At 68.2% G+C, this 14,449-nt stretch carries 13 protein-coding genes; 7 read left to right on the top strand and 6 right to left on the bottom strand.

The window, feature by feature from the left end; genetic code table 11:
* Positions 1–14 precede the first annotated feature (14 nt).
* The 3 genes from AAFF27_07680 to AAFF27_07670 are packed head-to-tail and all read left to right on the top strand — an operon-like array spanning position 15 to position 2,559.
* Positions 15–632 carry a Maf family nucleotide pyrophosphatase gene (locus AAFF27_07680; GenBank protein XAH25061.1) on the top strand — a complete coding sequence of 206 codons (618 nt, stop codon included), beginning with the start codon at positions 15–17 and terminating at the stop codon, positions 630–632.
* On the top strand, positions 632–1,396 hold the full coding sequence (locus AAFF27_07675) for an SAM-dependent methyltransferase (GenBank protein XAH25060.1): 765 nt from the start codon (positions 632–634) through the stop codon (positions 1,394–1,396). The genes AAFF27_07680 and AAFF27_07675 overlap by 1 nt, the downstream gene beginning before the upstream one ends.
* Positions 1,393–2,559 carry an MFS transporter gene (locus tag AAFF27_07670; protein XAH25059.1) on the top strand — a complete coding sequence of 389 codons (1,167 nt, stop codon included), beginning with the start codon at positions 1,393–1,395 and terminating at the stop codon, positions 2,557–2,559. Before AAFF27_07675 ends, AAFF27_07670 begins: the two co-directional genes overlap by 4 nt.
* On the opposite strand, the gene AAFF27_07665 is transcribed toward AAFF27_07670, so the two are convergent.
* From AAFF27_07665 to AAFF27_07640, 6 genes are all read right to left on the bottom strand, one after another.
* Positions 2,531–4,105 (bottom strand): MFS transporter, encoded by a 1,575-nt coding sequence (locus AAFF27_07665; GenBank protein XAH25058.1) that lies wholly within the window; start codon positions 4,103–4,105, stop codon positions 2,531–2,533. The genes AAFF27_07670 and AAFF27_07665 overlap by 29 nt on opposite strands.
* Positions 4,102–4,599 (bottom strand): MarR family transcriptional regulator, encoded by a 498-nt coding sequence (locus tag AAFF27_07660; protein XAH25057.1) that lies wholly within the window; start codon positions 4,597–4,599, stop codon positions 4,102–4,104. The genes AAFF27_07665 and AAFF27_07660 overlap by 4 nt, the downstream gene beginning before the upstream one ends.
* 127 nt (positions 4,600–4,726) lie before the next feature.
* A complete protein-coding gene (locus tag AAFF27_07655; GenBank protein ID XAH25056.1) occupies positions 4,727–5,761 on the bottom strand; it encodes a S49 family peptidase in 1,035 nt (344 codons plus the stop codon).
* Complete coding sequence (locus tag AAFF27_07650; protein XAH25055.1) at positions 5,762–6,130, bottom strand: Rieske 2Fe-2S domain-containing protein; 369 nt, start codon at positions 6,128–6,130, stop codon at positions 5,762–5,764.
* A gap of 20 nt (positions 6,131–6,150) precedes the next feature.
* Complete coding sequence (locus AAFF27_07645; GenBank protein ID XAH25054.1) at positions 6,151–6,825, bottom strand: HAD-IA family hydrolase; 675 nt, start codon at positions 6,823–6,825, stop codon at positions 6,151–6,153.
* 33 nt (positions 6,826–6,858) lie between these two features.
* On the bottom strand, positions 6,859–7,842 hold the full coding sequence (locus AAFF27_07640; GenBank protein ID XAH25053.1) for an RluA family pseudouridine synthase: 984 nt from the start codon (positions 7,840–7,842) through the stop codon (positions 6,859–6,861).
* A gap of 531 nt (positions 7,843–8,373) precedes the next feature.
* On the opposite strand from AAFF27_07640, the gene AAFF27_07635 reads away from it, so the two are divergent.
* From AAFF27_07635 to queF, 4 genes are all read left to right on the top strand, one after another.
* The gene (locus AAFF27_07635) at positions 8,374–11,664 is read left to right on the top strand and encodes an Rne/Rng family ribonuclease (GenBank protein ID XAH25052.1); all 3,291 of its coding nucleotides are present in this window, start codon (positions 8,374–8,376) and stop codon (positions 11,662–11,664) included.
* 125 nt (positions 11,665–11,789) lie between these two features.
* Positions 11,790–12,566, top strand: coding sequence for a peroxide stress protein YaaA (gene yaaA / locus AAFF27_07630; protein XAH25051.1), 777 nt, complete (start codon positions 11,790–11,792; stop codon positions 12,564–12,566).
* Positions 12,567–12,599: 33 nt separating this feature from the next.
* Positions 12,600–13,499 (top strand): 2OG-Fe(II) oxygenase, encoded by a 900-nt coding sequence (locus AAFF27_07625; GenBank protein XAH25050.1) that lies wholly within the window; start codon positions 12,600–12,602, stop codon positions 13,497–13,499.
* A 65-nt stretch (positions 13,500–13,564) separates the two neighbouring features.
* Positions 13,565–14,410, top strand: coding sequence for an NADPH-dependent 7-cyano-7-deazaguanine reductase QueF (gene queF, locus AAFF27_07620; GenBank protein XAH25049.1), 846 nt, complete (start codon positions 13,565–13,567; stop codon positions 14,408–14,410).
* Positions 14,411–14,449: the final 39 nt, after the last annotated feature.

The following is a 14,449-nucleotide window of genomic DNA, read 5'->3' as shown; positions in this document are numbered from 1 at the left end:
AAGAGAATCGATGGATGACTCTTCCCACCGCCACCATCTTCTCCAGGCCCTCCGGCGGGCGGCCGCTGGTGCTTGGCTCGACCTCGCCCTATCGCCGTGAACTGCTGGAGCGGCTGCGGCTGCCCTTCGAAGTCGCCGCTCCACATGTGGATGAAACCCCAGAGCCCGGCGAAGCGCCACAGGCGCTGGCCGTGCGTCTGGCACGCGCCAAGGCGCTGGCTGTCGCCCGGCAATACCCAGACGCCGTGGTGATCGGCTCCGACCAGGTTGCCGACCTCGACGGCGAGCCGCTGGGCAAGCCCGGCGACCACGCCCGCGCCACCGTCCAGCTGCAGCGCATGCGCGGCCGCACCGTGGTGTTCCAGACCGCCGTGACCGTGGCCTGCGCCGCCAGCGGCTTCGAAGCCTCCGACCTGGCCGCTGTGAAAGTGCGCTTTCGCGCGCTGAGCGACGCCGAGATCGAGGCCTACCTGCGCGCCGAGCAACCCTACGACTGCGCCGGCAGCGCCAAGAGCGAAGGCCTGGGCATCGCCCTGCTCGAATCCATAGACAACGACGACCCAACCGCCCTGGTCGGCCTGCCGCTGATCCGCACCTGCCGGCTGCTGCGTGCGGCGGGAGTACATATCTAATGGCAACCGGCTCCCTCTACCTGGTGCCGGCGCCGCTGGACTTTGGCTGCGCTACAGAAGCCCCGCTGACCGATGTGCTGCCCGATGCCACGCTGCGCACCGCGGCCGGCCTGACCCACTGGATCTGCGAGAACGCCAAGAGCGCGCGCGCCTACCTGAAGCGGGTCGATGCCCTGCACCCGCTGGCCGCGCCACTGCAGGCACAGCAGATCCAGGAACTGCCGCGCGAGGTGCACAAGAAGGGCGACCACACGACCGCCTTCGATGCCCGGCCGCTGCTGGCCGCAGCGCTGGAAGGGCATGACATCGGCCTGCTGAGCGAGGCCGGCATGCCGGCCGTGGCCGACCCCGGCAGCTCGGTGGTGCGCGCGGCGCACACCTTGGGCCTGCCCGTGCTGCCGCTGGTGGGACCGGTATCGCTGCTGCTGGCGCTGGCCGCCAGCGGGCTCAATGGCCAGAACTTCGCCTTCGTCGGCTACCTGCCGCAGGATGCGGCGGAGCGCGCCACACGCATACGCACACTGGAGTCACTGGCGCTCAAGACCGGGCAAAGCCAGCTCTTTATAGAGACGCCCTACCGCAACGCGGCGCTGCTGCAGGCCCTGCTGGGCACGCTGCAGCACAACACACGCTTGTCGGTGAGCCACGGGCTGACCCTGGCCGCCGGCCGCACGCGCAGCGACAGCATCAAGGGCTGGCGCCAGCAACCGGCGCTGCACACGCCCGACAACGCAACGCCCGCGGTGTTTGCGATCGGTCGGTGAGCGGCGGCGCCTACCTGCGCGCAGCGCGGCATGCGACGCGCGTGCAGTTCTTCTGCTCGGGCTTTTTATTTGCCACCTGGGGCGTGCACATCCCCAGCGTGCGCGCCCAGTACGGCGCGAACGAGGCTGAGTTGGGCCTGGCCATGCTGGCAGCCGGTGTCGGTGCACTGATCGGCCTGACCCAGGCCGGCCGGCTCACCGGCCGCTACGGGCCGGCGCGGGTGACGCAGATCGGCGGCCCCATCATGGCCCTGGGCATCGCGCTGCTGCTGGCGCTGCCCAGCTATGCCGCATTGCTGGCCTTGCTGGTGGTGTTTGGCTTCTTCAACAGCGTGTTCGACGTGGCCATCAATGCCGAAGCCTCTGAGCTGGAGCGCCTGGGCGGACGGCCGCTGATGAGCGGCATGCACGGCATGTTCAGCGCCGGCGGCATGGCGGGCGCAACGGTCGGTGGACTGCTGCTGGCCTGGCCGCAGCGGCACCTGGCGCTGGTCGCCGTGCTGATGGCCGCCGCCGCTCTGCTCGCGGCGCGCCGCATGCTGCCCGCGCCGCCGCCCGGCCAAGCCGGTGAAGGCAGCGGCGGCTTCAAGCTGCCGCGCGGCATGCTGCTGGTGCTTGGGCTGCTGGCAGGCATCGGACTGATCGCCGAAGGCGCGATGTACGACTGGAGCGTGCTCTACCTGCAACAGGAACTGGGCAGCCCACAGCACCAGGCAGCGTTTGCGTATGCCAGCTTCTCTGCCGCCATGGCACTGACCCGCTTCGGTGGCGACTGGGTGCGCGCCCGCGTTGCACCCGCTGTGCTGCTGCGCGGCAGCGCGCTGTTGGCCGCCGCCGCCATGCTGCTGGTGCTGCTCACCTCCAACCCGTGGGTGGCGCTGGCCGGCTTTGCCTTGGTCGGCGTGGGCTTTGCCAATGTGGTGCCCATCCTGTTCTCGGCTGCCGCGCGCCTGCCCGGCACCAGTCCGGCACATGCGATTGCGGCGGTCTCGTCGCTGGGCTACCTGGGCTTCATGGCCGGGCCGCCGGTAATCGGCCTGCTGGCGCAGGGCAGCTCACTCACCGCCGCGCTCTATCTGGTGGTGGGCTTTGCGGTGGTGCTGGCCTGGAGCGCGCGGCGTGCCCTGGGCGGGCTCAGCGCAGACGGCGCTGCACCAGAATGACGGCGCCTGCCAGCACGGCCAGCAGCGCCAGCAGGCGGTAGAGGTCCTCGCAGGCCAGCAGCAGGCTCTGGCCATCGAGCAGGCTACTCAGGCTCGCCAGCGCACCAGCATGCGCCTGCTCCGGCGAATAGCCGCGCTGCGCCAGCACATGGCCGACACTGGCCAGCCAGTCCTGCACCGCCGGGCGGCCGGGTGACAGCTCGGCCGCCAGCGTGTCGTGCACCGCCGTGGTCCGGTTCTGCAGCAGCACTGCCGCCACCGCGGTGGACACAGACCCGGCCAGTTGCCGCATCAGGTTCTTGCCCTGGTAGCCGTGGCCAAAGCGCTCGTCACCCAATTCGCTGAAGGTGAGCCCCGCCACCGGCAGCACCAGCAGCGCGCCGAACATGCCCTTGGCCAGCAACGCGGGCCAGAGTTGCGTGGCGGCGATGCCGGCCGGCACGCTGGAGAACAGCCAGGCCGCGGCGATGGCGCAGCCCACGCCGGCCAGCATCACCGGCTTTTTGCTGGGCATGCGGCGCGCCACGCGGATATAGGCATAGGCGGTGGCCAGGCTCACCAGTGCGGAGAAGGAATTGAGCCAGCCAGTCATGCCCAGCGTGATGCCCAACCCGCGCTCTGCAAACACCGGGAACAGGTAGGCGCTGAAGTTGGACAGGAAGTAGTGCAAAAAGTACAGCCCCAGGCCCACCAGATAGACCGGGCTGTGCAGCAAGCGCAGGTGCAGCCAGGGCTGTGGGTGCTGCCACTGGTGCCAGAGAAAGGCGCCAAGCAGCACGGCGCCCACGCCCACCATGGCCGCCAGCCGTGCCGGGTGCTCCAGCGCATCAAAGCGTGCCTGCGACAACGCCAGCTGCAGGCAGACGATGGCCGCAATGAATACCAGCAGCGGCCAGGCCACATGGTGTGCCGGCTGCTCGGCCAGCCGGGCGCCAGGCACGCGCCCGGCGCCTTCGGGCATCAGCAGCCACACGCCCGCCAGCGCCAGCGCAGCCGGCGGCAGCGCGGCGTAAAACACCCATTGCCAGCCCTGCTCCTGGATCAGCCAGCCCGACATGGCCGGCGCCAGCGCAGAGGCGCCGAAGATCCACAGCATGAAGCGCTTGGTGGCGGCCGGCCGCTCCTTCAGCGGGAACAGCAGGTTCACCAGGATGCGGCTGCTGGTAAAGAAGGTGCCGCCGCCCAGGCCCTGCACAAAGCGCGCGGCCGTCATGCCGGCCAGGCTGCTGCTGTTGGCGCAGGCCAGCAGGCCGGCCATGAACAGCAGCAAGCCGCCCGCCAGGTAGCTGCGGTAGCCAAAGCGGCGTGCCAGCCGCTGCTGGGCCAGCATCATCAGCATGCTGCCGACGGCGTAGGCGGCCTGCACCCGCACGAATTCGCGCGGCGCCGCGTCCAGCCCGCCCATGATGTGGGCCGAGCCAAAGACGAACATCAGGTTCTCAAAAAACTCCACCGCCGTGACCAGCCCCAGCAGTTGCATCAGCAGGCTTTTCTTCTCGGTACGGGGGAACAGGCGCAGCAGGGCGGCGCCCGGCAGGCTGCTCACGGCGCGGCTCCTTCGCCGTCTGCCTCCAATTGCGTGTTGACGGCGCGCAGGCCGCGCAAGGTGGCGTCGAAGTCATCGCCCACCGTGGCCCAGCTCTGGCGGTAGGCCTCGTGCACGTCGGGCGCGGCGGCACTGAGCTTGCGGCTGCCGGCCGGCGTCAGCGCCAGTTGCAGCGCGCGCCGGTCCTCGACGGCGGCCTGGCGCTCGACCAGGCCTTGCGACTCCAGCGCGTCGAGCAGGCGCGTGACCTGGGTGCGGCTGGCGTCGAGCGAGGTGCTGAGCTCAGACGGCCGCAGCCGCTCGCCCTTGTGCAGCGAGATAAAGGCCAGTGCCAGGTACTCGCGCATCAGCAGGCCGTGCTGCGCCAGCGCACGGTCCATGCGCGCCTCCAGCAAGACGGCGGTGCGCATCAGCAGCCGCGTGGCACGGATCGGCCCGGCCGGCGCCGTGGGGCGCAGGCGGAAGTAGCGGTCCAGATCGTCTTCGAAGGCCATGCCCATCTCCAATTGATTTCAAATGAAATTATATCCAATGAAATCAAATGACGCATCAACCAGCCCCAGACAGAAAAAAGCCCGCGGGGTTGGCGCGGGCTTTTGGCGGGGACGGGCGGGGAACGCGTCAGCGCAGGGACGGCGTCAGGCGCAGCATGGACTGCACGGCGCCCTCGCCCATGGCGGCGCCAAACTTCTTGGCCAGCCGCTCGGCGACGTTGTCACGGCGGGTGTAGTCGACGATTTCCTCGGCCTTGACCACTTCGCGCGCCACGTAGTCGACATTGCCCAACTGGTCGGCCAGGCCCATCTCTACTGCCTGCTGGCCGGTCCAGAACAGGCCGCTGAAGGTCTCCGGCGTTTCCTTGAGCCGGTCGCCACGGCCGGCCTTGACCACGCCGATGAACTGCTGGTGGATCTGATCGAGCATGGCCTGGGCGAGTTCGCGCTGCTTGCCGCTCTGCGGGCTGAACGGGTCCATGAAGCCCTTGTTCTCACCGGCGGTGATCAGGCGGCGCTCCACGCCCAGCTTGTCCATCAGGCCGGTGAAGCCAAAGCCGTCCATCAGCACGCCAATGCTGCCGACGATGCTGGCCTTGTCGACATAGATCTTGTCGGTGGCGGCGGCAATGTAATAGGCCGCCGAGGCGCAGGTTTCTTCCACCACGGCGTAGATCGGCTTCTTGTACTTGGCCTTGAGCCGCAGGATCTCGTCATTGATGATGCCGGCCTGCACCGGGCTGCCACCTGGCGAATTGATGAGCAGCACCACGGCCTGCGCGCCGTCGTCTTCGAAGGCGGTGCGCATGGCGGCCACGACGAATTCCGCGCTGGCCTGGTTGCCCTGGGCGATCTCGCCCTTGATATCGATCACCGCGGTGTGCGCGGTCGTCTTGGCGGTGGCAGGAGCCGCGCGGTGAAACAGCAGCCAGGCAACGGTGACGAAGAACAGCAGCCAGGCCAGGCGCACGAATATCTTCCAGCGGCGTGCCGAGCGCTGCTCCTTGAGCGCGGCAAAGGCGAGCTTCTCCAGCGTCGCCCGCTCCCATTGCCCCCCCTCCTCCTTTGCTACATTTTTAGAAGCATAAAGCCCAGGCTGTGCGCCGGCTTGCGGGCTTTTTTCTTCATGATCCAAGGGATCGCGAAAGATCGGATCAGTCATCTAGAACTCGAGGGGTTGGAGGTTGTAGGCAGTATGCCAGTGGACCACGCCGCCAGCCTCCGACAGTTGTATTTTCACCAGTCCGCCGCGACAGGGGCCGCCGGCGCAGGCACCGCTGCCCGGCAGGTAGGCGGCGCCGTGGGCATGGCACAGCAGCCACTGCCCGCTGTCGTCGAAGAAGTGGTTTGGCTGCCAGTCCATCTCCATGCCGACGTGGGTGCAGCGGTTGAGGTAGGCATGCGGCACGCCCCGGAACCGGATAGCAAACGCACGGCAGGTCTGGCCGGCGTAGACCAGGTCGAAGGGAACAGCAGGGCCGCCGTCCTGCAGTTCACGGCTGTGGCACAGGGCGATGGTGCGGTCCTGCATCGCGGGCCCCTCCTCTCAAGTCATGCGTTGTCGCGCAGCCAGCCGTCCAGCTCGGCGATGGAATTCACTACCGCTAGTGGGCCCAGTTCGCCGAACGCCTCAGGTGTGTGCGCGCCGTAGCTCACGCCGACACTGGCGCAGCCGGCGTTGCGGGCCATCAGCAAGTCGTGCGTGGTGTCGCCAATCATCAGCACGCGCTCGGGCGGCAGGTCGAACTCCTGCATCAGCTCATGCAGCATCAGCGGATCGGGCTTGCCGGCGGTCTCGTCGGCGGTGCGCGAGGCATCAAACGTACCGCGCAGTTGCTCGGTCGCCAGCACCTCGTTCAGGCCGCGCCGGCTCTTGCCGGTGGCCACCGTCAGCAGGTGGCCGCGCGCCTTGAGCGCATCGAGCATGGGCAGCACGCCATCGAACAGGCTCAGGTCGTCATGGTGCAGCCGGTAGTGGTGGCGGTAGCGTTCGCCCAGTTGCGGATAGCGCTCAGGCGGCACGTCCGGCGCGGCATGGGCCAACGCCTGGTTCAGGCTCATGCCGATCACATAGGCGGCGGCACGGTCGGTCGGCACGGTGCCGCCCACGTCATGCACTGCGGCCTGGATGCAGCGCACGATGATGCCGGTCGAGTCGTAGAGGGTTCCGTCCCAGTCGAAGGCGATCAGGTCGAAGCGGGGGGGACGGGAGGCAAGGTCGGACATCAGCAGCGCGGGGAAATATTTAAGACAGGTACTTTAGGCCCAAGGGACCAGCTCTGGCGGTAACTCCGCGGTGAGCGTGATCCGCTCCTCGCTCGCCGGATGGGTGAACTGCAGCCGCCAGGCGTGCAGGAACATGCGCGACAGGCCCAGGCCGGCCAGCCGCTTGTTGAGGGGAAAGTCACCGTACTTGTCGTCGCCCGCAATGGCGTGGCCGCCGGATGCCAGGTGCACGCGGATCTGGTGGGTGCGGCCAGTCTTGATCGTCACTTCCAGCAATGAGAAAGCCGGTAGCCCCGCCTCCGACCGGGCCGGGATGCCGTGGCGCACCTTGACCAGGGTGACCGAGCGCATGCCGTCCGGGTCGTCGGCCGTGGTGACACGCACGCGGCGCTCGCCATCGGCCTGCAGGTATTTGTGCAACGGCTGGTCGATCACCTTGCGATTGGCCGGCCAGGCGCCTATGGCCAGCGCCAGATAGGTCTTGCCGGTTTCGCGCTCGCGGAACTGGTCCTGCAAGCGGACCAGCGCCGAGCGCTTCTTGGCCACCAGCAGGATGCCGGAGGTTTCGCGGTCGAGCCGGTGTACCAGTTCAAGGAACTTCGCCTGCGGCCGGGCCTGGCGCAGTTGTTCGATGACGCCAAAGCTCACGCCGCTGCCGCCGTGCACGGCGACGCCAGCGGGTTTGTCGATGGCAAGCAAGTGCTCATCTTCGAACAGCACCGGGAATTCGCGCGCCGGCGCCGGGCGCGCCGCTTTCGCCTCGGCCGCCTCCGACACGCGCACTGGCGGCAGGCGCACCACGTCGCCGGCCGCCACGCGGGTATCGGCGGAGGCGCGGCCCTTGTTCACGCGCACCTCGCCCGAGCGGATGATGCGGTAGACGTGGGTCTTGGGCACGCCCTTCAATTCGCGGATCAGGAAGTTGTCTAGCCGCTGGCCTTCGGACTCTGCATCCACCGTCACCTGCCGCACGGCGGGCGCTGCGGACGGGACTTTGGCCCCTATAATGTGTTTCACTGGCGCGACATTGTGTAAGTGGTTGATTTTGATGGAGTTTAGTCCACCCACCACGCCGCATGCCGCCAGCAGGTCGATGCCACCGGAGGCTTTTCCGGGCAAGTTGCGCACCCATTGTCCGCAACGGCCCGCTGCTCCTCCGGACGAGCCGGCACTTTGAAACACCGAACCGGAATACCCCAGCTGGTACGCCCCGCGCCTCATGCGGCAAGGGCCACCAGCGGATGGAAGCGAGATCTTGCCGTGCTGATGACCCTGGTACCTGCCCTCTGGCGGTGGCTCATGCCCCCGCCCGCCGGCGTGCCCCGGTGGTCTGCACCTCTCCCGCGGGCACATGTTGCCCGCCCGGCCGCCCACCCTTTTTTGCGGCCGCTCCTCGCTTCTCTCCACGCGCCCCCGCCCCGTCTGCAGCGCTAAGCGCCAGCAGTCGCGGCTTTCCCGGCAATTCCCTTCGTTTCGAAGCGTCAGTTCAGGCATCGTTGGCCCCCATCCGGGCCTGTACGAAGTTTTGAATACACGAAGGAACGCATCATGAAACGGATGCTGATCAACGCCACGCAGGCCGAAGAACGCCGCCTGGCCATCGTCGACGGGCAAAAACTGCTCGACTACGAAATCGAAATCGAAGGGCGCGAACAGCGCAAGGGCAACATCTACAAGGCCGTCGTCACGCGCGTCGAGCCCTCGCTGGAGGCCTGCTTCGTCGACTACGGCGAAGACCGCCACGGCTTCCTGCCCTTCAAGGAAATCTCCCGCCAATACTTTGCCGCCGGCGTCTCGGTGAGCCAAGCGCGCATCAACGACGTGATCAAGGAAGGCCAGGAGCTGCTGGTCCAGGTCGAGAAGGAAGAGCGCGGCAACAAGGGCGCGGCCCTGACCACCTTTGTGAGCCTGGCCGGCCGCTACGTGGTGCTGATGCCCAACAACCCGCGCGGCGGCGGCGTCAGCCGGCGCATCGAGGGCGAGGACCGCGCCGAGCTCAAAGAAGCGATGGACCAGCTCGAATACCCGAACGGTATGAGCATCATCGCGCGCACCGCTGGCATCGGCCGCACCGCGCCCGAACTGCAGTGGGACCTGAACTACCTGCTCAAGCTCTGGACCGCCATCGACGGCGCGGCCAAGGGCGGCAAGGGCGCTTTCCTGATCTATCAGGAATCCAGCCTGGTCATTCGCGCGATTCGTGACTACTTCAACCACGACATCGGCGACATCCTGATCGACACCGACGACATCTACGAGCAGGCGCACCAGTTCATGGCGCACGTCATGCCCGAGCATGCCGCCCGCGTGAAGCGCTACCGCGACGATGCGCCGCTGTTCAGCCGCTTCCAGATCGAACACCAGATCGAATCCGCCTACGCCCGCACCGTGACGCTGCCGTCCGGTGGTGCCGTGGTGATCGACCACACCGAGGCGCTGGTCAGCGTGGACGTCAACTCGGCGCGCGCCATCAAGGGCGGCGACATCGAGGAAACCGCTACCCGCACCAACCTGGAAGCCGCCGACGAAGTGGCGCGCCAGATGCGCCTGCGTGACCTGGGCGGCCTGATCGTGATCGACTTCATCGACATGGAAGAGTCGAAGAACCGCCGCGAAGTGGAAAACCGCCTGCGCGACGCGCTGCGGCAAGACCGCGCCCGCGTGCAGTTTGGCTCGATCAGCAAGTTCGGCCTGATGGAAATGAGCCGCCAGCGCCTGAAGCCGGCGCTGTCTGAAGGCGCGCACATCAACTGCCCGCGCTGCGGTGGCTCTGGCCACATCCGCGACACGGAAAGCTCGGCGCTGCAGATCCTGCGGATCATCCAGGAAGAGTCCATGAAGGACAACACCGCCGCCGTGCACGTGCAAGTGCCGGTGGAAGTGGCCTCTTTCCTGCTGAACGAAAAGCGCACCGAAATCGCCAAGATCGAGCTCAAGCAGCGCGTCAACGTGCTGATGGTGCCCAACAAGTCGCTGGAAACCCCGCACTACAAGCTCGAACGCCTGAAGCACGACGACCCGCGCCTGGACGGCATCGAGGCCAGCTACAAGCTCGCCGAAGTGGTGGAAGACCCGACCACGGTCACCCGCCGCTCGCAAGAGCCGACCAACAAGCAGACGCCGGTGATCAAGGGCGTGCTGCCCGACGCACCCGCACCGCAGGCCGCGCCGCGCCCTGCTGCGGCACCGGCCGCTGCCGCAGCGCCGGCCCGTGCAACGCTGCCGCCGCCCGCACAGCCGGCGCCTGTGGCCGAATCGGGCTTCCTGGCCTGGCTGCGCAACTTCTTCGGCTTTGGCCCGGTGCCCGCACCGGTGGCTGCGCCGGTTGCGGCGCCCGCACCGGCGGCTGGCGAACAACGCCCTGGCCGTGGCGGTGAACGCCGTGACCGTGGCGAGCGCGGTGACCGCGGTGAACGTGGCGAGGGTCGCCGCGAAGGTGGCCGTGATGGTGGCCGTGGCGGACGCCGCGGTGAACGTACCGAGCGCCCGGCCGGCGCAACGGCCGCAGCCGGCGAGCGCCCGGAACGCCAGGAACGTGGCGGCGACCGCCCCGAGCAAGCACGCAACGGTAACGGTGAACGCGGCGAGCGTGCAGACCGTGGTGAACGCGAAGGCCGCGGCGGCGAACGCCGTGAGCGCCGCGAGCGTGGCGATGCCCGTCCGGCCGGCCGTGAAGGCCGCGAGCCGCGCGAACCGCGCACCAGCGACCGCCCCCTGGGCACCGACACGGTGACCGAGGCGCAGGCCCTGGCCGGCGTGGCGTTGGAAGTGCCGACCTCCGGCGACGAACAGCGCAGCGAGCGCCCACCGCGCCGTGAACGTGGCGAGCGCGGTGAGCGTGGCGAAGGTGGCCGTCGCGGCCGTGGTGAGCGCGCTCCGCGTGCTGCCGAAGGTGCGACGGAAGCCGGCGAAGGCGTGGGCAGCGATGCCGTGGCCGACGCACGCGGCAACGCCCAGCAGCAACCGCAGGTGGCTGGCGAGGAAGCAAACGGCAACGACACTGGCGCGCCCCAAACCAACGGCGAAGCCGGTGGTGAAGAGCGCCGCGAACGTCGTGAGCGCCGCTCGCGTGACCGCTACGGCCGCGACCGCCGCGAAGGTGGCGAGCGCAACGGCAATGGCAACAGCGCCGAGCGCGCACCGCAAGAGTCCGTCGAGCGCGAAGCGCCGGCCCAGGGCGGCATCTTTGATGCCTTCCGCAGCCCGGCCCCGGTGAACGCCGAGGTCAGCGACGACGAAGCCGCACCACGCGCCTACGCTGAAGCCCGCCGCGACGACGCGCCACAGGCGCGTGCAGACCGTGCCGAGGAACGCGCCCCGCGCGCTCCCCGCGCACCGCGCAACCGCCAGCAGGACGAAGAAGCCCAGGCCCCGGCCATCGTGGCAGAAGCCGCCCCGGTCGAAAGCGCCGCGGCACCGGTCCAGCCCCAGCCGGTTGCAGTCGCGGTCGCCGCGCCTGTAGCAGCCCCGGTGGCAGCACCGGTGGTGGAAACCATCGCAGCAGCGCCAGCGCCGGCCCCCGCACCAGCACCGGTCGCAGCCCCCGTGGCAGCGCCTGTAGCCGCACCTGTGGCAGTGGCCGCCCCGGCCCCAGCAGCCTTTGTGCTGCCGGTGACGGAGCTGATTGGCGTGGCCGAAGGCAGTGGTCTGCAATGGGTGCATTCCGACAGCAGCAAGGTCGCAGCAGCCCAGGCCGCGCTGACGGCCGAGCCGGCACCGGTCCGCGTGCCGCGCGAGCGCCCGCCAGTGGCAGCGCCGGACAACGGCCCACTGGTGCTGGTGGAGACGCGCCGCGACCTGAACGACGTCAAGCTGCCGTTCGAGCAGCCGAACGCGTAAAGGCATAAGAGCGCCCCGCGCTCCTGCCGCGCAAGGCCCTGCAGGCGTCGCCAAGACGCCGGGCAGGGCCTTTTTTCTGGCCGGCACAATGACGTGCCCCTTGCCCTTTCTGTTGCAAAACTCCAATGCTGTTCCTGCTGTCCCCCGCCAAATCGCTTGACTACGACACGCCCGTGCCGGCCGGCCTGCCGGCCACCGAGGCGCCGTTTCCGGCCCAGACCAAGGCGCTGATCGCGCTGTTGCGCCAGCAATCGCCGCAGCAGGTCGCGCAACTGATGTCGATCTCGGATGCGCTGGCCGCGCTCAACGTAGCGCGCTATGCCGCCTGGTCGCCCAAGGCCACAGCCGCCAACTCCAGGCAGGCGGCGCTGGCCTTCAATGGCGATGTCTATGACGGCCTGGACGCCAAGACGCTCACCGCCGAGGACCTGGCCTGGGCGCAGAGCCATATCAACATCCTGAGCGGCCTGTATGGCGTGCTGCGGCCGCTGGACCGGCTGCAGCCCTACCGGCTGGAGATGGGCACGCGGCTGCCGAACGAGGCCGGCGCCGACCTGTACCACTTCTGGCGCCCGCGGATTGCCGAGCTGCTCAATACCCGGCTGCAGGCCGACCAGACGCCGGTGGTGATCAACCTGGCCTCGCAGGAGTACTTCAAGTCGGTCGACCGCAAGCTGCTCAAAGCCCGGGTGATCGACTGCGTCTTTGAAGACTGGAAGAATGGGCGCTACGCCATCATCAGCTTCCACGCCAAGCGCGCGCGCGGCCTGATGGCGCGCTTTGCCATCCAGCACCGTGCCGTGACGCCACACCAGTTGCAAGCCTTCGACCTGGGCGGCTACCGCTTCGATGCTGCGGCCTCCGAGCCAGACCGGCTGGTGTTCCGCCGCAAGCTGAATTAAGACCCGCAACCCTTTTTGGCCCGAGGATTTGCCATGCAGCGCCAGACAACCGCCACTGTCACCGCCCAGCGCACCACCACGCACACCACGCAGCCCGTCACGCCCGAACTGCGCGCCTGGATCATTGCGCAGGCCGAGGCCGGCTATGCCGCGCCGGTGATCGTGCAATCGATGATCGACTCTGGCTGGCAAGAGGCCGTGGCGGTGCAGGCGCTGGAAACCACGCTGCGCGGCCACCTCGAGCAGCAGGCCGTGGCGCAGGGCCAGCCGCCCGCATCGCGCGTGCCCCAGCCGGAGCTGCACGACTCGCCGCTCTACCTCGACGTGGGCGACCGCCAGGTGCATGTGCTGCAGTCCATGGCCGACCCACGCATCGTCGTCTTTGGCAACCTGCTGTCGGACGAGGAATGTGCGGCCCTGATCGCCGACGCCGAGCCGCGCATGAAGCGCTCGCTGACCGTCGCCACCAAGACCGGCGGCGAAGAGCTGAACGCCGACCGCACCAGCGACGGCATGTTCTTCAGCCGCGGCGAAACGCCCGTGGTGGCCCGGCTGGAGGCGCGCATCGCCCGGCTGCTGGACTGGCCCGTGGAAAACGGCGAAGGCCTGCAGGTGCTGCACTACCGCCCGGGAGCCGAGTACAAGCCGCACTACGACTACTTCGACCCGGGCGAGCCCGGCACGCCCAGCATCCTGCGGCGCGGCGGCCAGCGCGTGGCCACGCTGCTGGTTTACCTGAACGAGCCCGAGCGCGGCGGCGGCACCACCTTCCCCGACGTGCACCTGGAGGTCGCACCCAAGCGCGGCAACGCGGTGTTCTTCAGCTACGAGCGGCCGCACCCGTCGACCCGCACGCTGCACGGCGGCGCGCCGGTAACCGCAGGCGAAAAGTGGATCGCCACCAAATGGCTGCGCGAACGAGAATTCACTTGAGAATTTTGACAAAAATTGGCCTAAGCCCTTACCACACCTAGGCTTACAGCTACTTTATTAATAGCATGACCACTCCCGAACAATCCCAGCTCGGCAAGGCCTCGGCCTATGCGGATCAATACGACCCAAGCCTGCTGTTCCCCATCCCACGCGCCGGCAAGCGCGCAGAGATCGGCGTGGACGGCACGCCGCCCTTCTTTGGCGCTGATTTGTGGACGGCCTTCGAGCTGAGCTGGCTCAACCAGCGCGGCAAGCCGCAGGTGGCGCTGGCCCACATCACCGTGCCTTGCGAGACGCCCAATATCGTCGAGAGCAAGTCCTTCAAGCTCTACCTCAACAGCTTCAACAACACCCGCTTTGACGATGCCGACGCCGTGCGTGCACGCATCCGCGCCGACATCAGCGAAGCCGCCTGGCGCGGCTCAAACACGCCGGGCAGCGTGGGCGTGAAGCTGCTGCTGCCCGAGATGTTCGACCGCGAGCCGGTGCATGAGCTGGATGGCCTGCTGCTGGATCGGCTCGACGTGGAATGCACCCAGTACACGCCCGCGCCCGAGCTGCTCCGCGCCACCGAAGGCGAGGCGCCGGTGAGCGAGGTGCTGGTCAGCAACCTGCTCAAGAGCAACTGCCTGGTCACCGGCCAGCCAGACTGGGGCAGCGTGCAGATCCGCTACAGCGGCCCGCAGATCGACCAGGAAGGGCTGCTGAAGTACCTGGTGAGCTTTCGCAACCACAACGAGTTCCACGAACAGTGCGTGGAGCGCATCTTCATGGACCTGTGGACGCGCTGCCGGCCGCTGAAGCTGGCCGTCTACGCCCGCTACACCCGGCGCGGCGGGCTGGACATCAACCCGCTGCGCACCAGCCACCCGCAAGCGCTGCCGGCCAATACCCGCACTGCGCGACAGTAGCCGACCCAGGTTTGCGGCGATGGCTGACAGCAGCAGCAA

Origin of the sequence: Xylophilus sp. GW821-FHT01B05 (genome assembly GCA_038961845.1) — a bacterium.
GTDB lineage: Bacteria > Pseudomonadota > Gammaproteobacteria > Burkholderiales > Burkholderiaceae_C > Xylophilus.
This window is presented reverse-complemented; position numbering and strand designations above follow the sequence as displayed.

Coding starts and splice junctions, on each gene's coding strand:
- AAFF27_07635 (XAH25052.1), top strand. CDS start 8,374: ATGAAACGGATGCTGATCAACGCCACGCAGGCCGAAGAACGCCGCCTG.
- AAFF27_07660 (XAH25057.1), bottom strand. CDS start 4,599: ATGGCCTTCGAAGACGATCTGGACCGCTACTTCCGCCTGCGCCCCACG.
- queF (XAH25049.1), top strand. CDS start 13,565: ATGACCACTCCCGAACAATCCCAGCTCGGCAAGGCCTCGGCCTATGCG.
- AAFF27_07645 (XAH25054.1), bottom strand. CDS start 6,825: ATGTCCGACCTTGCCTCCCGTCCCCCCCGCTTCGACCTGATCGCCTTC.
- AAFF27_07680 (XAH25061.1), top strand. CDS start 15: ATGACTCTTCCCACCGCCACCATCTTCTCCAGGCCCTCCGGCGGGCGG.
- AAFF27_07655 (XAH25056.1), bottom strand. CDS start 5,761: ATGACTGATCCGATCTTTCGCGATCCCTTGGATCATGAAGAAAAAAGC.
- AAFF27_07625 (XAH25050.1), top strand. CDS start 12,600: ATGCAGCGCCAGACAACCGCCACTGTCACCGCCCAGCGCACCACCACG.
- AAFF27_07675 (XAH25060.1), top strand. CDS start 632: ATGGCAACCGGCTCCCTCTACCTGGTGCCGGCGCCGCTGGACTTTGGC.
- yaaA (XAH25051.1), top strand. CDS start 11,790: ATGCTGTTCCTGCTGTCCCCCGCCAAATCGCTTGACTACGACACGCCC.
- AAFF27_07650 (XAH25055.1), bottom strand. CDS start 6,130: ATGCAGGACCGCACCATCGCCCTGTGCCACAGCCGTGAACTGCAGGAC.